This window comes from Psychroserpens sp. S379A, from assembly GCF_049800755.1.
Lineage (GTDB): Bacteria > Bacteroidota > Bacteroidia > Flavobacteriales > Flavobacteriaceae > Psychroserpens.
This window is the reverse complement of record NZ_JBNAFQ010000003.1, coordinates 146525-164908: the sequence shown is the minus strand read 5'-3', so window position 1 is coordinate 164908 and position 18384 is coordinate 146525. Positions and strand designations below refer to the sequence as shown.

Here is an 18384-nt window from a genome sequence, read left to right as displayed (position 1 = left end):
TATGATGAGAGGCATTACAGATACCGTAAAACATTTATTAATCATTAACGTGATTATGTTTGTTGGAACAATAGCTATCCAAAACGGACTATTATTTGGTCAATGGTTTTCTTTATTTTTTCCATTAAATGATTGGTTTAAGCCTTGGCAGATTATAACTCACATGTTTATGCATGGAGGACCAGCACATATCTTTTTTAATATGTTTGCTTTATGGATGTTTGGGACCGCTGTAGAAACACAATTAGGAAGTAAGAAATTCTTGTTTATTTATATGTCTGCAGGATTTGGTGCGATGTTATTTCAATTAGGGTTTAATTATTTTGAGTTTTATGACTCAATCAAGTTGTTATTGGAAAAAGGTTATACGGTTTCAGAAATTGTGTCTGTGATGAATAGTCCTGATGGTCTAAATGAGGCTGCAGTTAGTAATTTGATTGGTTCGGAAAATTTAAAAATTCTCAATGAATCATTTTATGGCAGAATGGTTGGAGCTTCAGGTTGTATTATGGGAATTTTAGCAGCTTTTGGTATGATGAATCCTGAAGCCAAACTCATGTTGATATTCTTGCCAATTCCTATTAAGGCTAAGTATTTTATTCCTGGAATTATCATTTTAGATATCGTCTCAGCAATTACTGGTCAGTCATTTTTCAGTCCAAGTAATACAGCCTATATGGCTCACGTTGGTGGTGCATTAACCGGATTTATCATTATGTGGTATTGGAAAAAAACACAGTTTAACCAAAATCGTTGGGATAGATGACCTCTTTAACTTACGATATAAAAGAAAAACTCAAGCACCTCAATGTTTTTGAAAAAATCATTGTAGTTAATATAGGTGTTTTTTTTATAGGTTGGCTAATTCAAGTCTTTGTAAATATTCCAAGAACGCATACTTTGGCTTGGTTAGAGCTACCTAAAGATTTTTTTGAATTTTTAATCAAGCCTTGGTCAATAATTACCTATGGTTTTGCGCATTATGGGTTGTTGCATTTAGCATTTAATATGATTGTACTGTATTTCATTTCAAGAAGTATGGTTAACTTATTTCCGCCTAAACAGTCGCTAACCATTTATTTTATGGGTATTTTATCTGGAGCTTTATTGTTTTTGTTAATCTATAATATTGTGCCTCAGTCGCTTTTAGTAAATGTTGGACCATTAGTTGGCGCATCAGCAGGAGTGAATGCTTTATTGATATTTTTGTGCGCATATATGCCTTATCGTGAAGCGCAATTTTTTGCCATAACTATAAAATTATGGCATATTGGCTTAGCAATTGTTATTATTGATTTTATTGGACTTTTCGGGATAAATCAAGGTGGTAAAGTGGCTCATTTTGGTGGCAGTATTTTAGGCTATTTGTATGCCACACAACTCCTTAAAGGCAACGATATTGGTAAAGGGTTTGAGAGGTTTATGGATGGTTTTACTAATTTATTTAAAACAAAATCTCCATTAAAAACGGTTCATAGAAACAAAAAGAAACCATTTGCTGGTCATAATAAAGAACAGTTTAACGAGTTTAATAACCAGAAAAAAATTGATCTTATCCTAGATAAAATCAGTAAAAGTGGTTATGATAGCTTAACTAAAGAAGAAAAAGCGTTTTTGTTTAAAGCAGGAAAGGATTAATGATTTTTAAATGAAAAATCTAAAAGGTTTTGACAAGTTGATATTTGTCGTCAATTCATTGATGGCATTTGCCTTGTTATTATCTTACATCTTACCATATATGTCGCCAAAGCAGTTCGCTTTCTTGTCGGTTTTAAGTCTAGCAGTTCCTGCATTAATCATCATCAACATTTTATTTGCTGTGTATTGGCTACTTAATGTTAAGCGTCAGCTTTTACTCTCAGTTTTCGTTTTAGCTCTAGGATATAACCATGTGTTTTCTTTGTATAAGTTTTCAGCGTCTAAAAATATTGATGATAGCGAGAATATTTCTATAATGAATTATAACGTGCGTTTATTCAATGTGTTTGATTGGATTAAAGATAAGACTGTAAAACAGGATATTTCTAATTTTATTTCTGAACATCAGCCAGATATTCTTTGTATGCAAGAGTATCGACCAGATAACGAGATTAATTTTGATGGTTATTATAAGTATGAAGAGTTATCTGGAGATAAAGTGAAAAACGGACAAGCGATTTTTACAAAGTTCCCGATAATTAAATCTGGTTCTATTGAGTTTCCAAAAACATCTAATAATGCCATTTATGCCGATGTTGTTAAAGGAGCAGATACGATAAGAATCTATAATGTTCACTTACAATCCTTAGGAATTGATCCAGCAGTTGAAAAATTAGCCAACGAAAATTCTGAAAACTTATTCAAACGTGTAAGTAGTACGTTTAAGATGCAGCAATTTCAAACTGAATTGTTTTTGATGCATAAAAAACAGTGTTCGTACAAAATGATTATTTGTGGTGATTTTAATAATACCGCATATTCTTACGTTTACAAAGAAATAAAAGGTAATCTTAAAGATGCATTTAAATACGCTGGAAATGGCTTCGGAAGAACCTTCGATTTTAAGTTTTTTCCTGTTCGAATAGATTTTGTGTTGGTTGATGAAGCCTTTAAAGTAAATTCGTTTAAAACCTTTGACGAAAAGCTTTCAGATCATTATCCGATAATGGCTAAAGTAAAGCTGGAAAAATAGAGTTTTTGTTTTTCACCTAACACCTAACAGTTACATCATTAAGCAATCTGCAGTATCAGCTAGAATATGAATTAATAATCCAATTCCTAAGAGCCTAGTTTTCTTAATACATGCTAATAACACATAAATTCCAATGGCATAATAGGAGTGAAGCGGATGAAAATTGATACTACAACGATTCGCATCAAAAATTGGTGTTGCTAAAAGATGGTCTAAATCGATAAGCATTGTACTTAGCATAACGATAGTCGCAAATTTCCATTGGTTTTTAAAGTAAAGTAAGGCAATTAGTAATGGTAGTATAAAATGAATACTATAATGAATTAGTGATTGAAGCATTACAGTGTCAATTTTTGAGATTCTAAATATATAGTTGAATTAGGACCTTCATTAAAGAGCAAATCTAAAATGCTTAAGTTATTTAAGAAGCCATGTTTGTCATCAAATACTTGAGCGTAAGACTGGAAATTTTGTACGATTTCTTTTCTGCTATTTGCTAGAGGTCTTGCATCTATAATGTTTTTGGGTTCTTTTTCAAAATGTGTTGTAACTTGGTATTTAAATGGTAATTGCAAACAATCAAATATGGCTTCTAAACACTTAAAGTTGAAATCCATGATATGTTGCACGTTCATTTCAAAAAGTGGTTTTAAGTCGTCAATGTAAAACTCAAAAAAAGGCGATGCACGATATGCAGATTCTAAAGATTTTAGATGTAGATCTTGCCAATTATCAATAGTTGATACACAAACTTCTTTATACAATTGCCTATTTTTTTGAGAATAATGCACAGGTACATTAAGGTCTAACCTTCCGTTTGCACCAAAAATAGTAGCTCTGTTTCTATAGGTTTGTTTTTGGTAGTTGTCATGAACCTCAAACACAATAGTTTCAGCCTTCATCATCGCTACAAAATGTGCAATACTTGGAAAGTAAGTAGGATGTAATAAGACTTTCATTACTCTATTTAGAACTAAAAGCGTTTAACTATTCGCTTTTTTTCGTTTACGCCATTTACTAAAGCCAATCCAACCAAATAAAATAACTAAAAATGGAATAAGGTAAGATGTCGCTTTTCCGCTTCCTCCAACAGTTGTAAACCAACGTTCCCAACGCGGATTTTTAAGTCCATCCCAACTCATCCAAATAAAAACAGGTTTTCCAACCACATGGTCAAAAGGCACAAATCCCCAAGCTCTAGCATCAATAGAGTTGTCTCTATTGTCTCCCATCATCCAGTAATAATTTTGTTTAAATGTATAGGAAGTAGCAGGTGAGCCATTAATTATAATTTGATTGCCTCGAACGACAAGAGAATTACCTTCATATTCAGAGATTAAACGTCTATACAATGGTAAAACGTCTAAATCTAAATTGATGGTTTCGCCTTCTTTTGGAATATAAATTGGACCGAAATTATCGTAATTCCAAGGATATTGAGGATCTCTAGGAAACAGGTTTCCATCAAAACCTTTAGGAGATATACGTCTAGTGATACTTGCAAAATAAGGATTGTTTTTTGCTTTAGCTACAGATTCTTCAGTAGCTTGAACGACAATAGCACCTTCATCTACTTGATATGGATTGTCAGTAATGTCATAGCGTTTTAAAGCTTCCAAAATTTGCTGACCAGTATAATTTCCTTTTAAGACAATATCGTAAGCAAACTGAAGTTTTGCTCTATCTGGCAATTGATTTTGTTTTCCGTTAATATAAACATAACCATCAATAATCTCTAAAGAATCACCAGGAACACCAACACAACGCTTCACTAAGTTTGTTTTTTTATCGATAGGTTTGTAGTAATTACGATCCGGATTAAAATCGTTCATATCTAGCAAGGTGTCTGCTGGCTGATTAAAAACTACAATGTCATTACGCTCAATATCTTCAAAACCTGGCAATCTCAAATATGGTAACTGAAGTTTGTTTTTCCATGAACTCTCTCTTTTATCAAAGCGATCATCAAATACATAAGACTTTTTATTTAAAACAGGAATGGTATCGTGAACCATTGGAGCGCCAACTGTAGTCATTGGTATTCTGGCTCCATAATGAAATTTGCTTACAAAAAGGAAATCTCCAACTAGCAACGATTTTTCTAATGAAGAACTAGGAATCGTAAAAGGTTGAATAAAATAGGTATGAACAATAGTAGCCGCAACCACAGCAAATAAAATAGAGCTTACCCAATCACCTGAACTCGATTTCGGCTGTAAGTCTCTATCTTCAATATATGACACATCAGCAGCATAATTTAAGTAGTAGTTATAAAAACCTAATGTGATTATGGCTAAAAAGGTGTCTTGATATGTGTTTTTACCAAAACTTCTAGCAGTTTCAACCCAAACCACAGGAAGCATAATCAAATTTACTATTGGCACAAACAGTAAAATCGTCCACCACCAAGGTCTGTTGATGATTTTCATTAAGATTACTGAATTGTATACAGGAACAAAGGCTTCCCAAGCTTGTCGTCCAGCTTTAACGTATAGTTTCCATGTGCCAAGTCCGTGAACAACTTGAATTATTAAAATGAAAATTAACCACTGCGTTATTGTCATAATATATTATTTGTGTTGTTGGTTGAAAAATATTTAAAAACGTTACTCATAACCATTACATTAACCAATGTTTAACACATCTTTCATGGTGTAAACTCCTGTTTTATTATAAATCCATTCGGCAGCAATTACAGCGCCAAGCGCAAATCCTTTTCTATTATGCGCTGTGTGTTGTATTGAAATGCTATCAACTTCAGATTCATAATTGATTTGATGTGTTCCAGGAACGTTTTCAATTCGTTTTGCTAAAATACCAATCTCATTTGGTTTTGCAGTCTCTAGCGTCCAGTTTTTATGGTTTGATTGATTGATAATATCTTCAGCTAAAGTAATCGCTGTGCCACTTGGAGCATCAAGTTTTTGAGTATGATGAATTTCTTCAATACCTACTTTATATTGAGGTAAGTCTTTCATCAACTTAGCTAATATTTTATTGACTTCAAAAAAGATATTGACACCTAAACTAAAATTTGAAGCGTATAAAAACGTCCCATTGTTTTTTTGGCAAAGTGAAACTACATCGTCATACTTTTCTAGCCATCCTGTAGTTCCTGAAATTACAGGTGTTTGCTGTAAAATGCAGTTGCTTATATTTTTAAAAGCTGTTGAAGGCAAACTAAAATCGATTGCTATATCAACATTCTCTAATGAATAGTCTTTAGTGTGACTCGATACTTTTTGAACGATATGATGTCCTCTGCTAACTGCAATGGTTTCGATGGCTTTGCCCATTTTTCCGTAGCCCAATAACGCAATGTTCATGGTTTAGAATTTAAAGTTGAGTGTGAGTCCTAAGTCTGAAGAATTCTCCATTTGATTATACTGAAAATGCGGTTTAATGGCTAGGTTTTCATCAACATTATATTGCAGTAAATGTGCATCAACATTAGCGTCAATAATGTTTAGAGCATATAATCCAATGGTAATGAGTAGAGATAGTTCTTTATTACGTTTAAGCGTTTTTTGAGCGTTAATAAGTCCTTCGTCACTAACACCAGGAAATTTACCACTTAACGGACTATTGCCAGCTAATCGTCGCTTGTATTCATCTCTGTATTCGTTATATTCTTTATTGTTTGTACTATAAAAATAGATACCAGCACCAAGAGCTGCGTATACAATAGGAATTTTCCAATATTTTTTATTGTAGGCTTGTCCTAAACCTGGCAAAACAGCAGAATAGAAGGCCGCTTTTGAAGGCGCTAAAATGTTTATTGGTTTACGCTGAATGCTATCGGCAACCACAATAAAATCTGTATCAACTTGTAAACTGTCACTGTCTTTTTTGTTTTGAGCAAACGAGCTCAACCCAAAAAGAATAAAAAGACCAATGATATAAAGCTGCTTATTTGGCACTTTGAACGAGTTTTTTTATGCGATTAAAGTCTTCTTCAGAATGAAACGGAATAGAAATATGTCCTTTACCATTCTTAGATACTTTAACGCTAATTTTATGTCCAAAGTATTCGGAAAATTCTTTAACTCCTTTTTTAATAAATTTTGGAAGTTCTTCCTTTTTAGTAGCCTTAACAGTATTGGTGTTGTGAAAGTTTTTTACAAGCTGTTCAGTTGCTCTAACCGATAATTTGTCGGTTATAATTTTTTCATAAATATCCAGCTGTGCGCTTTGGTCTTCTATGTTTATAATAGCTCGACCATGTCCCATTGAAATAAAGCCATCTCGTATTCCAGTTTGAATAATTGGGTCTAGTTTTAATAAACGTAGATAGTTAGCAATTGTAGAACGTTTTTTTCCAACACGTTCACTCATTTGCTCTTGCGTTAATTTGATTTCATCAATTAAGCGTTGGTAAGAGAGTGCAATTTCGATTGGATCTAGGTCTTGTCTTTGGATATTTTCAACCAAAGCCATTTCTAAAGATTCTTGATCGTTAGCAATTCTAATATAAGCAGGAATGGTTTCTAATCCGATTAATTTTGAAGCTCTAAAACGACGTTCACCAGAGACAAGTTGAAACTTATTAAAGTCTAATTTTCTTACTGTAATGGGTTGAATAACACCAAGCTCTCTAATTGAAGATGCTAATTCGCGTAAGGTTTCTTCATTAAAGTTGGTACGAGGCTGAAACGGATTGATTTCAATAGCATTAATATCAAGCTCAACAATATTTCCAATGATAGTATCAGCGTTTTTGTCTTTAGCAGAGCTAATATCGTTAGAAGGATCTTTCAGAAGTGCAGAAAGTCCTCGTCCTAATGCTTGTTTTTTTGTTGCCTTCGCCATTATTCGTTTTTATTAATAATTTCTTTAGCCAAACTTAAATAATTTGAAGCACCTTTACTACTAACATCGTATTTAATAATACTTTCTCCATAGCTAGGAGCTTCTCCTAAGCGTACATTACGTTGTATAACGGTTTCAAAAACCATGTCGTTGAAATGTTTTTGAACTTCTTCAACCACTTGATTAGATAAGCGTAAGCGTTGGTCATACATGGTGAGCAGCATGCCTTCAATATCTAATTCTTTATTGTGTATTTTCTGAACACTTTTTACAGTATTTAATAATTTACCGAGGCCTTCAAGTGCAAAATATTCACATTGAATAGGAATGATTACAGCATCTGAAGCTGTTAAGGCGTTTAAAGTGAGCAACCCTAAAGAAGGAGCGCAATCTATTAAAATGTAATCGTAAGTAGATTTTAAGTGCGATATAGCATTTTTGAGCATGTATTCACGTTCGTCTTTATCGACAAGCTCTATTTCTATAGCCACTAAATCGATATGGGCTGGAATGATATCAACGTTTGGTGAATTGGTGCTTACTATACAGTCTTCTGCAGTTACAGTATGTTCTAACAATTGGTAGGAACCAACTTCAACACTTTCAACATCTATTCCTAGTCCAGAAGTAGCATTAGCTTGAGGATCTGCATCTATAAGCAATACTTTTTTTTCTAACACACCAAGAGAAGCTGCAAGATTTACAGAGGTTGTTGTTTTTCCAACACCTCCTTTTTGATTGGCAATTGCAATGATTTTACCCATTAATTGATTTGGTTTTTATGAAGTGTAAAAATACGATTATTTATGTGTTTTAAAAGGGTAAGTTGTTAACAGAGGTATAAACAAAAACCACCTTTGCAATATGCAAAAGTGGTCTTTTAGATTATAGTGTTAAGATTTATTGTTCAGGATTATGAATGCCTAAAATGTACCCTTTTGTAAGGTATTTTTTTGCAACATTTTGCAGGTCTGCAGTTGTTAAACTTCTTACGGTTTCTTCAAAATCAAAAATCTTACTTGCATCTTTGTCTTGGTAGTCAGCATTCTTTAATGTTCTAAGCCAAAATCTGTTTTCTTTTATGTCTTCTTTTCTGTCTAGAATTTGAGCTTCTTTAACTTTGTCTAAGTCTTTTTCACTAGGACCACTAGCAATAAGCTTTTCTACTTCTGTAAGCGCAGCATTTTTTAACTTCTCTACATTTTCTGGTCCACAAGGGAAACTAATATTAAATCGATACCAACCATAAGGCATTTTACTTATGCTAGCATTTGCACCAGCTCCATAAACACCACCTTCTTCTTCTCTAAGTTTTTCAATAAGCTTGATAGATAATACTTCGGCTAAACTTTTAAACGCAAGCGCTTCTTTAGCATCGTATTCTGTCGGTCCATGATAGGTGATTCTAACCGCACTTTTTGGGTCTTCACCTTTTTCGATGATTTTTTCGTGCATTCCAGTAAGTGGTCTAAAATCGCTTACTTTGTAAGATTCTTTAGAATTAGTAGATGGTAAACTAGCTAAATATTTCATGCTAAATTCGGCAAGCTTTTTTTCATCTATATTACCAACAAAGTAGAAGTGAAAATCTCCAGCATCAGCAAAACGTTCTTGGTATTTTTCGTATGCTAAATCGTAGTTTGCTTGATCCATTTTTTCTGGAGTAGGAAAGCCAGTATATCTTGGGCTTTTGCCATACATAAATTCTCCCATTTTTACTGAAAAATAAGTTTGCGGATTAGACATCATATTGCCAAGAAAAGATTTTTGTTTTTCAATGAATGACTTAAATGCTTTTTCGTCTTTGTTAAGTGAAGTAAAATAAAGATGTATTAGCTGAAATAAATCCTCCATATCTTTAGGTGTTGCATTACCAGACATGCCTTCGCTATATGTGCCAATACTTGGTCGAACTCTAACAATTTTACCAGACATCATTTTTGACATTTCAGTTTTATTGAATCCATTTACACCTGCTTCTGCTAGACCACCATTTGCATTAACAGTAGCAATATGCTCTTCATTAGTGTATAAGGAATTTCCTCCGAAGCTAAACGAATCAAATAAAATTTCATCATTTTTAAAATCGGTAACCTTATAAGTTACTTTTGCACCATTACTTAGCGTAAGAGTAGTAGTGCCAAGTTTCTCGTCAACAGAATAATCTGTGATTGTTCCAGAAGCAGGAAGCGTTGTAATAAGCGATTCTGCAACAGCTGTATCTTCGTATGGAGTGAGTTTAGTGTTTTTAACACTTTCTAAGAGTGATCTAACTTCTTCTTCAGTAACTTTTGTAACACCATCTTTTTCAGGACCAGTTAGGATAATCACTCTGTTATCATCTTTAATATAGCTAGAAATTAAAGCATTAACCTCATCTAAGCCTATGCGAGGAAGTTGTTGTTTGTAAAAATTGTATTCCCATTCAATTCCAGGCATTGGCTCATTTTCTAAAAAGTGTCTAATATATTCGCTAACGACTCTGTTAGACTCCATTTTGTCACTATCTTTGTATGATTTTTCCATACGAGCGATAATGTCTTTTTTAGCACGCTCTAATTCACCTTTAAAAAAACCATGTTGTCTTACACGTTCATTTTCTTCCAATAGAGTTTTTAGAGCTTGCATTTGTCCAGTTTCACTAGTCATAGCAAAAGATTGATATGCATTTTTAGTTCGTGCATATGTTCCACCATATCCACTAGAACCAAAAACAAAAGGTGGATTTTCACCATTTCTTAGTTCTTCTAAACGATTGTTTATCATTTGAGAGAACAAACTTTGAACAATAGATTGTCTGTATTCACCTAGAGTTTCATCTGCTTTAGAGTTTTCTCTATCCTTAAACATTACCTGTACTTGCGAAAAGGAAGCTTCCTTATCTGATTCTATTGCCACAAAAGTTTCTTTGTGATTAGGTAGGTCAAATACTGGTCTTGGTCTAGGATTCTTGGCAGCTGGAATTTTACCAAAATGCTCTTTTATTTTAGCTTCAAGTGTTGCTACGTCAACATCACCAACAGCCATTACTGCCATGAGGTCTGGTCTGTACCAATCCTTATAATAACGCTTAATGCTTTCGTAGTCAAAGGTTTCTAAGTTTTCTTTAGTTCCAATAGGAAGACGTTCAGCATACTTTGAACCATATAGCATTTTTGGTAGATACTTTTGCATCATACGTTCATTAGCGCCTTTACCTAAACGATATTCTTCAAGTACAACACCTCTTTCATTATCAATTTCTTCATTGGTTAAAAGTGCATTGTGTGCCCAATCTTCAATAATTTGAAACCCTTTTTCTAATTTTTCAGGATCATCACTTGGGATAGGAAGAATGTATACTGTTTCGTCAAAACTAGTATACGCATTTAAATGCGCTCCAAATTTCACACCAATACTTTGCAGGTAATCAACGAGTTCGTTTTTCTTGAAATTCTTAGTTCCGTTAAAATTCATATGCTCCATAAAGTGTGCTAAACCTAATTGGTCTTCATCTTCTAATATAGAACCAGCATTTACGACAAGTCTAAGTTCAACTTTATTTTCTGGCTTTCCATTGTTTTTGATATAATAGGTGAGACCGTTGCTGAGTTTTCCTATCTTGACTTCTGGATTAAAAGGAATTTTTTCAGTAGGATTGATCTTTGTTGTCTTTTTTAAGACTTCTTGAGCCTGTAGATTAAGAACAAGCATAAAAAGCATCAATACTGATGCTGAAAGTGATAGTTTTTTCATGAGTTTTTAGAGTTTTTGGATTGAAAAAAATGTTGTTAACCAAATATAACTAAAAATTTAGTTGAAAATTGCATGGTGTGCTAATTTTCTTCCATTTAGATTAAAAAAAATCTAAACATTTAAAAATGTGACTCTTAGAGGTTGTTGATTTTAAGAATAGGGTAGAGAGATTTATGAAGTAGAAAAATATTCACTTCAATTTTATAGAGGTATAAAAATAGAGTGTTGCTTACTCAATTAAAATCTCTAAAATCTTAATTGCTGCATCACTAATTTTTGTTCCTGGTCCAAAAACTGCAACAGCTCCAGCATCAAACAAATATTGATAATCTTGCTTAGGAATTACACCTCCAACGATGACCATGATGTCTTCACGACCATAGTTTTTGAGTTCTTCTATCACTTGAGGTACAAGTGTCTTATGTCCTGCAGCTAAGGACGATACGCCTAAAACATGAACATCATTTTCTATAGCTTGTTTTGCAGCTTCTTGAGGTGTTTGGAATAAAGGACCAATGTCTACATCAAAGCCAACGTCTGCGTAACCGGTAGCGACTACTTTAGCGCCTCTATCGTGACCATCTTGTCCCATTTTTGCAATCATGATACGTGGTCTTCTTCCGTCTTGCTCAGCAAATTTGTCTGCTAATTCTCTAGCCTTTTGAAAACTTATATCGTCTTTAATTTCTTTACTATACACGCCTGAAAATGATTTTATTTGAGCTTTGTATCTGCCGAATTCAGCTTCTAAAGCGTCACTAATTTCTCCTAAAGTAGCTCGATTACGAGCGGCATCTACGGCTAAAGCTAATAAATTTTCTTGTCCTGTTTTAGTGGCTTCAGTTATTTTTTTTAAAGATTGCTTTACAGCTTCAGGATTTCTAGATGCTTTAATTTTGTTTAAGCGTTTAATTTGTCCGTTTCTTACAGTTTGGTTGTCGACTTCTAAAGTAGATATTGGATCTTCTTCTTTTAATCGGTATTTATTTACACCGACAATGATGTCTTGACCAGAATCAATTCGTGCTTGTTTACGAGCAGCAGCTTCTTCAATTCTTAATTTTGGAATTCCAGCTTCAATAGCTTTGGTCATGCCTCCAAGTTCTTCTACTTCTTCGATTAGCGACCAAGCTTTTTGAGCGATATCATGTGTTAGTTTTTCAACATAATAGCTTCCAGCCCATGGGTCAACAGTTTTTGTGATTCCTGTTTCTTCTTGCAAAAATATTTGAGTATTACGCGCTATTCTTGCTGAAAAATCTGTAGGCAAAGCAATGGCTTCGTCCAAAGCATTGGTGTGTAAGCTTTGTGTGCCTCCAAATGCAGCAGCAGCAGCTTCAATGGTTGTTCTTGCTACATTATTAAATGGGTCTTGCTCTGTTAGGCTCCATCCTGAGGTTTGACAATGTGTTCGTAATGCTAAAGATTTTGGATTCTTAGGATTGAATTGACTGACTAGTTTTGCCCATAACATTCTGGCAGCTCTCATTTTAGCGATTTCCATAAAATGGTTCATGCCAATAGCCCAAAAGAAGGACAGGCGAGGAGCGAAGGTGTCGATATCCATTCCTGCTTCTAGACCTTTTTTGATGTACTCTAAACCATCAGCTAGAGTATAGGCTAGTTCAATGTCGCATGTGGCTCCAGCTTCTTGCATGTGATAGCCAGAAATACTAATGCTGTTGAATTTTGGCATGTTCTGACTGGTGTATTCAAAAATATCAGAAATAATTTTCATTGAAGGTGTAGGAGGATAGATATAGGTGTTTCGTACCATAAACTCCTTCAGGATATCATTTTGTATGGTTCCTGCTAGTTGTTCGGGTTTTACGCCTTGTTCTTCTGCAGCTATGATGTAAAACGCCATAATGGGTAATACTGCGCCATTCATGGTCATTGAAACCGACATTTTATCTAGCGGAATTTGATCGAAAAGAATTTTCATGTCTTCGACGCTATCAATTGCAACACCAGCTTTTCCAACGTCACCAACAACACGTTCGTGATCGGAATCGTAACCTCTATGTGTGGCTAAGTCGAAAGCAACAGATAGTCCTTTTTGTCCAGCAGCAAGGTTTCGTCTGTAAAATGCGTTACTGTCTTCGGCAGTAGAAAAGCCTGCGTATTGACGAATTGTCCATGGTCTGCGCACATACATGGTTGAGTATGGTCCTCTTAGGTTAGGAGTAATGCCAGCGACAAAGTTAAGGTGTTCAAGGTTTTTAATGTCTGCTTTAGAATATGTTGATTTGATATCAATATCTTCAGCCGTTTTAAATTCACTTGCTGGTTGTTCTTTGGTGTTTTGATTAGATGTTTGGTCTAACTTAATATGTTGAATATTTTTTCTCTTCATTTCAATGGGTTTCGTCATCTAACCATGATTGTGTCCAGCGTGTGGATCTTTTTCTTTTTTAAGCTTTTGGTCTTTAGGTGTCTCTTGTGTTTTAGACAAATCAACATTAGATAGTTTAGAGTAATATAGTTCTAGAGCTACATAAGTTGCTAAATACTTGTCGGTGTTGAGTCTGCTGCTTTTTGATACTAGAACATCTTTCAGCATTCTAATACTCATACTATTTGTTGATAAAAGCGCATTAAAGGTGGACTTTAAATCTTGGTCTTTGATATTGTTGCTAATGCAGTTAAATATGTCGTGGTTGTAATTAAGTGAAAGATTATTGTCTTTGTTTATCCATAAGCCTTCAATACGTTTTAGGCTTTCAAATATATCTAAGGCGTGTTGGTTAGAAATGGTGTTGTAATTGGTTCTGTTGTTTGTGCTTTCTTTTAAAAAAGCGCGATAAGCATAAGTTAAATTTGGGTTTTTGCTTACGTAATTTTTAATGAGGATTTCTTCTAAATTATAAATGGCTTCGTTGAGTAATTTAGAGTTTTCATCTCCACAATTAACGAGTTCTGGTTTGTTGGAATACTTAAATGTTAATTTAGGTTGTGGTTCTTTGCAATTTACAAGAGTTAAACATATTACAAAAAAAATAAATTGTGTTTTCATTGTGTTTGATTTTAATTGTTTTCTTCTTCTAATCTGTTTGTATCCAATCTGTTTGATAGTCTTTTTTGAAGTATTGGTTCAATTAATGTTTTGATAGGATTAGTTTTTAAAAACGGATGAATTTCTAATTCATGTTGCATTTTATCCTCTTTATTTGGATGTTTATTAGTACCTAATAGTACAAGTTTTCCTTCATCAAACTGAGCCTGTTCTTTAGTAGCACTCTCTTTAATTTTTCTTTGAATAGTTCCGTTTTTTAGTTGGCTTAAAAACCCTCCATTCTCTTCTATATCTTTAAATAATTCTAAAGCCTTTTCTAAAATTTGATTGGTTAATGATTCGATATAATAGGTTCCATCAGCTGGATTATTTACTGTATTGAAGTAGCTCTCATGTTTTAAAATGAGTAATTGATTGCGGGAAATACGTTCACTAAATTCATTGCTTTTGTGATAAACGACATCGTATGCTAAGTTGTTAATTGTATTAGCACCACCAAGAATTGCGCTCATACATTCTGTAGTGGTTCTTAGTATATTTGTGTTGTAATCGTATATGGTTTTATTTCGCATTGAAGGTAAAGCAAAAATGTGACATTCAGGATTTGCATTATACTCAGACGCTAAAGTTTTCCAAAGCACTCTCAAAGCACGAAGCTTTGCAATTTCAAAAAAATAATTTGTACCAACAGATACATTAAAGACAACTTGTAACTGCTCTTTTGACGTGAGATCTAATTTTTTATCAAAATGATTTAAATATTCATTGGCATGCGCAAGTGCGTATGCTAGTTGTTGAATGATATTTGCTCCAGCATTTTGGTAAAGCGACGCATTGATACTTAATGTTTTTGTAGTGTTGACTATAGATTCAAAATGATTGTGGTCGTCTTTAAGGTTAGAAAACCAATTTCCTGAAGCTGCTAGATTGCCAATAATATCTGTATTGATGTATATAGAAACATCTTCTTTTTTTAGAACCTGTATTTGTTTTACATATTCTGAAGATAAAAACTGTAACTCAAAGTAGGTACTAATCTTGGATAGATCAATATTTTTAAGAAGGTGTTCTATGGAAACGCTATCGGTTGGAATAATAAATTTCAAGGCTTCAGCACCTCTTGAAATGACATCTAAGGCTTTTGCATTCGATTTTTTTACATCTGCTACAAATATGGTTTGACAAATTTTAAAGGTTGTTGCTTTTGAAGCAGAAACCTCTGGAAGTTCATCAAACTCGTCCTTATGATAAAATGGTTTTACATCAATACCTTCATTGGTTTGCCATATAAGTGTATCGTTGTAATTTGCGCCTTTAAGATCTACCTGAATTTTTTGCTTCCATTCTTTTGAGGAAACTTCAGAAAATTGTTTAAATAAAGATTTAGTCATCTTTTGTTTTAGTTTTTAAGCTGTCTTCATATTCAATGATATAAATGTCTTCATTATCTTTTTTCATATAATATTTTTCACGAGCTAATTTTTCAATACCATCTTCTGTACTCAATTCTTTTATTGCCTTTTTGTCTTTTTCGATTTCCTTTCGGTAATATTCTTTTTCGTCTTCTAAATCGGAAATGTCTTCATTAAGTTCGTGATGAATCATTAGCGAGTTAGAATCAATAAATAGCATCCAAACCGAAAAAACAATAAAGATAATGACAAATATGTTTTTGAGATATTTACTCATTAATTCAGTCTTTCATTAATAATAGTTTTTACAATATCAACAGCTACAGTATTGTATTTATTGTTAGGTATAATGATATCTGCATACTCCTTCATTGGTTCAATGAATTGTTGATGCATTGGTTTTAAGGTGTTTTGATATCTTGACAAGACTTCGTCAATATCGCGTCCACGTTCTGAAATATCTCTTTTAAGTCGTCTAATTAAGCGTTCGTCACTATCTGCATGTACAAATATTTTTATGTCGAACATGTCTCTGAGCTCAGGGTTTGTTAAAATTAAAATCCCTTCAACGATCATTACCTTTCTAGGAAGAGTTTTTATGGTGTCTCCAGTTCTATTGTGCTTAACAAATGAATATACTGGTTGCTCAATAGCTTTATCATTTTTAAGGTCTTTTAAATGCGATTCTAACAATTCAAAATCAATAGATCTAGGATGGTCAAAATTAATCTTCACACGTTCGTCGTAACTTAAATGAGAGGTGTCCTTGTAGTAGGAGTCTTGAGAAATAACTCCAACTTCACCTTCAGGAAGTTGGTTTAGAATTTGATTGACCACTGTGGTTTTTCCACATCCAGTTCCGCCAGCAATACCTATGATGAGCATAATTTTGTTTTAAAATGTATCTACAAATTTAATTATTTATGCTCAGTTTATGGTTTAATTTTTGAAACTTCTTTTTTAGTTTTTAGTACTCAATTTTAGTTTTACGAATTATTACTGATATGGTACTTTATTTCTTGAGTAGTTTTACGATTCCTAAATTTTCAATGCCAACATAAATGAAACCATCAGGACCTTGATTTACAGATCTAACACGACCTAACCCATCGAGTAATCGTTCTTCTTTTATTACTTTACCATTTTTAATATAACAGTTGTTTAAATACTGAAACTTTAAAGAGCCAATAAGCAGATTTCCTTTCCAACCTTTATACTTGTTACTTGAAATAAAAGCCATTCCGCTAGGTGCAATTGAAGGATCCCAATAATGTAACGGTTGTTCCATGCCTTCTTTTTTAGTTATATCTGTAAAGCGAGTTCCGCTGTAATTTATTCCGTAACTAATTACTGGCCAGCCATAGTTTTTTCCTGCTTGTATTATGTTTATTTCATCTCCACCTCTTGGACCATGTTCATGTGTCCAAATGGCTCTAGTATCAGGATGAATAGTCATGCCTTGCGGATTTCGATGTCCATATGAGTAGATTGCTTTTTTTGCGTTTAGACTGTTTACAAATGGATTGTCATCGGGAATTCGACCATCATCATGTAAGCGATAAACTTTTCCGCCATCACGAGTAATATCTTGAGGATTTTTATCGCGATTTCCACGATCTCCTATCGTAAAGTATAGATAACCTTTGTCATCAAAAACAATTCTTGAGCCAAAATGCTGGCCTTTAGTTGTGTTAGGTGAAGCTTTATAAAGAAGTTCCTTATTTATTAAGGTGTTATTTTTAAGTTTAGCTCTCATTAAGGCTGTATGACCACCTTTATCATTCTCATCAGAAGAAGCATAGGTTAAATAAATCCAGCCATTATTAGTATAATCAGGATGTAATACGATGTCTAAAAGACCTCCTTGTCCGTGATTATAGATATTAGGTGCATTTTTAATTTCAGTTTTTTTTCCGTTTTTAAAGTGAATAATTCTGCCATCTTTCTCGTTAATTAATATTGACTTATCGGGAAGAAAAACAAATCCCCAAGGATTGTTGAGGTCTTCGACAATCACTTCGTAAGTGTGTTCTGTGTTTATTGGGTTTTTATCTTGAGCACAGGCTAGTAAAGCATAAAATACAATGAACACTAAAAAATTATTCTTAAAGGTCATAAAAAAAGCTTTAGACTTTAAATTTAATAATAAAATGTATCAGTTTTTAAAGAAAAGATATATATTTGCAATCCGATTTTAGAAAGTGTAAGATTTTGCTTTTTAAAATTTAAAGATAACCAATTCGGAGTGTAGCGTAGCCCGGTTATCGCGCCGCGTTTGGGACGCGGAGGTCGCAGGTTCGAATCCTGCCACTCCGACAAGCTAAAGCTGAGCAGAAATGTTCAGCTTTTTTTAATGTATGATAGTTTCAATTTTTATTCTATTCGTTTGTAGTTTTCAGAATATAGATACGATTACCATCGTCATCAATTTCAATTTGAATAAATGAGTTTTCAGTTAAATGGATTTCATAAATAAATTCTTTTTTCTCTTGAATAATCTCACTCATAATTTTTGAACCATAATCTAAAACTTCAGAAAGTGTATTGTCATTAAGATCATATGATCCATAACCAAACCATTCAGTAAAATCTTTTGGAACACTTTTGCTCCACATAACTTCAGAGGAGGTATACATTTTTACTTGTCTATAGTCTTCAGAGGTTTTAAAAGAGTCTTTTATAGTATTTTTTTATAATTATAAACTCCTATGAGTTCCCATGTGCCAACAAGAGATTGATTG

At 33.5% G+C, this 18384-nt stretch carries 18 protein-coding genes and 1 tRNA gene; 4 read left to right on the top strand and 15 right to left on the bottom strand.

The annotated features are described in order from the left end of the window. Positions 1–4 precede the first annotated feature (4 nt). From ACP15M_RS09890 to ACP15M_RS09880, 3 genes are read left to right on the top strand one after another with little or no spacing between them, the layout of a single operon-like run. Positions 5–766, top strand: a complete 762-nt coding sequence (locus ACP15M_RS09890; protein ID WP_425077192.1) for a rhomboid family intramembrane serine protease — start codon at positions 5–7, stop codon at positions 764–766. Then, the gene (locus ACP15M_RS09885) at positions 763–1638 is read left to right on the top strand and encodes a rhomboid family intramembrane serine protease (RefSeq protein ID WP_425077048.1); all 876 of its coding nucleotides are present in this window, start codon (positions 763–765) and stop codon (positions 1636–1638) included. Before ACP15M_RS09890 ends, ACP15M_RS09885 begins: the two co-directional genes overlap by 4 nt. A 10-nt stretch (positions 1639–1648) precedes the next feature. Next, on the top strand, positions 1649–2671 hold the full coding sequence (locus tag ACP15M_RS09880; RefSeq protein WP_425077047.1) for an endonuclease/exonuclease/phosphatase family protein: 1023 nt from the start codon (positions 1649–1651) through the stop codon (positions 2669–2671). A 30-nt stretch (positions 2672–2701) separates the two neighbouring features. Here the strand turns inward: ACP15M_RS09880 and ACP15M_RS09875 are convergent, their stop codons facing one another. From ACP15M_RS09875 to ACP15M_RS09810, 14 genes are all read right to left on the bottom strand, one after another. Then, on the bottom strand, positions 2702–3010 hold the full coding sequence (locus ACP15M_RS09875) for a DUF6122 family protein (protein ID WP_425077046.1): 309 nt from the start codon (positions 3008–3010) through the stop codon (positions 2702–2704). Continuing rightward, positions 3010–3630, bottom strand: coding sequence for a WbqC family protein (locus ACP15M_RS09870; protein ID WP_425077045.1), 621 nt, complete (start codon positions 3628–3630; stop codon positions 3010–3012). Before ACP15M_RS09870 ends, ACP15M_RS09875 begins: the two co-directional genes overlap by 1 nt. Positions 3631–3654: 24 nt before the next feature. Further along, entirely contained in the window at positions 3655–5235 is a 1581-nt protein-coding gene (gene lepB / locus ACP15M_RS09865) for a signal peptidase I (RefSeq protein WP_425077044.1), read from the bottom strand. 60 nt (positions 5236–5295) lie between these two features. Continuing rightward, entirely contained in the window at positions 5296–5997 is a 702-nt protein-coding gene (gene dapB / locus ACP15M_RS09860) for a 4-hydroxy-tetrahydrodipicolinate reductase (protein WP_425077043.1), read from the bottom strand. Positions 5998–6000: 3 nt separating this feature from the next. Next, entirely contained in the window at positions 6001–6591 is a 591-nt protein-coding gene (locus ACP15M_RS09855; RefSeq protein WP_425077042.1) for a DUF5683 domain-containing protein, read from the bottom strand. Next, positions 6581–7480, bottom strand: coding sequence for a ParB/RepB/Spo0J family partition protein (locus ACP15M_RS09850; RefSeq protein WP_425077041.1), 900 nt, complete (start codon positions 7478–7480; stop codon positions 6581–6583). Before ACP15M_RS09850 ends, ACP15M_RS09855 begins: the two co-directional genes overlap by 11 nt. Then, a complete protein-coding gene (locus tag ACP15M_RS09845) occupies positions 7480–8244 on the bottom strand; it encodes a ParA family protein (protein WP_425077040.1) in 765 nt (254 codons plus the stop codon). The genes ACP15M_RS09850 and ACP15M_RS09845 overlap by 1 nt, the downstream gene beginning before the upstream one ends. Positions 8245–8380: 136 nt before the next feature. Continuing rightward, positions 8381–11215: a M16 family metallopeptidase gene (locus tag ACP15M_RS09840; protein WP_425077039.1), complete on the bottom strand. Its 2835-nt coding sequence runs from the start codon at positions 11213–11215 to the stop codon at positions 8381–8383. A gap of 229 nt (positions 11216–11444) precedes the next feature. Continuing rightward, positions 11445–13571 (bottom strand): methylmalonyl-CoA mutase, encoded by a 2127-nt coding sequence (scpA, locus tag ACP15M_RS09835; protein ID WP_425077038.1) that lies wholly within the window; start codon positions 13569–13571, stop codon positions 11445–11447. 18 nt (positions 13572–13589) lie between these two features. Beyond that, positions 13590–14231, bottom strand: a complete 642-nt coding sequence (locus ACP15M_RS09830; protein ID WP_425077037.1) for a hypothetical protein — start codon at positions 14229–14231, stop codon at positions 13590–13592. An 11-nt stretch (positions 14232–14242) separates the two neighbouring features. Continuing rightward, positions 14243–15622: a methylmalonyl-CoA mutase subunit beta gene (locus ACP15M_RS09825; RefSeq protein WP_425077036.1), complete on the bottom strand. Its 1380-nt coding sequence runs from the start codon at positions 15620–15622 to the stop codon at positions 14243–14245. Further along, positions 15615–15920 (bottom strand): FtsB family cell division protein, encoded by a 306-nt coding sequence (locus ACP15M_RS09820; RefSeq protein WP_425077035.1) that lies wholly within the window; start codon positions 15918–15920, stop codon positions 15615–15617. Before ACP15M_RS09820 ends, ACP15M_RS09825 begins: the two co-directional genes overlap by 8 nt. Next, the gene (udk, locus tag ACP15M_RS09815) at positions 15920–16528 is read right to left on the bottom strand and encodes a uridine kinase (protein WP_425077034.1); all 609 of its coding nucleotides are present in this window, start codon (positions 16526–16528) and stop codon (positions 15920–15922) included. The genes ACP15M_RS09820 and udk overlap by 1 nt, the downstream gene beginning before the upstream one ends. Before the next feature lie 127 nt (positions 16529–16655). Further along, positions 16656–17759 carry a PQQ-dependent sugar dehydrogenase gene (locus ACP15M_RS09810; protein ID WP_425077033.1) on the bottom strand — a complete coding sequence of 368 codons (1104 nt, stop codon included), beginning with the start codon at positions 17757–17759 and terminating at the stop codon, positions 16656–16658. Between the two features lie 125 nt (positions 17760–17884). Here ACP15M_RS09810 and ACP15M_RS09805 point away from each other — a divergent pair. After that, positions 17885–17959, top strand: a tRNA-Pro gene (locus ACP15M_RS09805). Positions 17960–18021: 62 nt separating this feature from the next. Here the strand turns inward: ACP15M_RS09805 and ACP15M_RS09800 are convergent. Next, positions 18022–18279: a hypothetical protein gene (locus ACP15M_RS09800; protein ID WP_425077032.1), complete on the bottom strand. Its 258-nt coding sequence runs from the start codon at positions 18277–18279 to the stop codon at positions 18022–18024. Positions 18280–18384: the final 105 nt, after the last annotated feature.

Excerpts from the sequence above, each read along its gene's own strand:
- ACP15M_RS09845 (WP_425077040.1), bottom strand. The coding sequence starts at position 8,244 with ATGGGTAAAATCATTGCAATTGCCAATCAAAAAGGAGGTGTTGGAAAA.
- ACP15M_RS09880 (WP_425077047.1), top strand. The coding sequence starts at position 1,649 with ATGAAAAATCTAAAAGGTTTTGACAAGTTGATATTTGTCGTCAATTCA.
- ACP15M_RS09840 (WP_425077039.1), bottom strand. The coding sequence starts at position 11,215 with ATGAAAAAACTATCACTTTCAGCATCAGTATTGATGCTTTTTATGCTT.
- ACP15M_RS09830 (WP_425077037.1), bottom strand. The coding sequence starts at position 14,231 with ATGAAAACACAATTTATTTTTTTTGTAATATGTTTAACTCTTGTAAAT.
- ACP15M_RS09885 (WP_425077048.1), top strand. The coding sequence starts at position 763 with ATGACCTCTTTAACTTACGATATAAAAGAAAAACTCAAGCACCTCAAT.
- ACP15M_RS09825 (WP_425077036.1), bottom strand. The coding sequence starts at position 15,622 with ATGACTAAATCTTTATTTAAACAATTTTCTGAAGTTTCCTCAAAAGAA.
- ACP15M_RS09875 (WP_425077046.1), bottom strand. The coding sequence starts at position 3,010 with ATGCTTCAATCACTAATTCATTATAGTATTCATTTTATACTACCATTA.
- dapB (WP_425077043.1), bottom strand. The coding sequence starts at position 5,997 with ATGAACATTGCGTTATTGGGCTACGGAAAAATGGGCAAAGCCATCGAA.
- ACP15M_RS09800 (WP_425077032.1), bottom strand. The coding sequence starts at position 18,279 with ATGTATACCTCCTCTGAAGTTATGTGGAGCAAAAGTGTTCCAAAAGAT.
- ACP15M_RS09810 (WP_425077033.1), bottom strand. The coding sequence starts at position 17,759 with ATGACCTTTAAGAATAATTTTTTAGTGTTCATTGTATTTTATGCTTTA.
- ACP15M_RS09820 (WP_425077035.1), bottom strand. The coding sequence starts at position 15,920 with ATGAGTAAATATCTCAAAAACATATTTGTCATTATCTTTATTGTTTTT.
- udk (WP_425077034.1), bottom strand. The coding sequence starts at position 16,528 with ATGCTCATCATAGGTATTGCTGGCGGAACTGGATGTGGAAAAACCACA.
- lepB (WP_425077044.1), bottom strand. The coding sequence starts at position 5,235 with ATGACAATAACGCAGTGGTTAATTTTCATTTTAATAATTCAAGTTGTT.
- scpA (WP_425077038.1), bottom strand. The coding sequence starts at position 13,571 with ATGAAGAGAAAAAATATTCAACATATTAAGTTAGACCAAACATCTAAT.
- ACP15M_RS09870 (WP_425077045.1), bottom strand. The coding sequence starts at position 3,630 with ATGAAAGTCTTATTACATCCTACTTACTTTCCAAGTATTGCACATTTT.
- ACP15M_RS09850 (WP_425077041.1), bottom strand. The coding sequence starts at position 7,480 with ATGGCGAAGGCAACAAAAAAACAAGCATTAGGACGAGGACTTTCTGCA.
- ACP15M_RS09890 (WP_425077192.1), top strand. The coding sequence starts at position 5 with ATGAGAGGCATTACAGATACCGTAAAACATTTATTAATCATTAACGTG.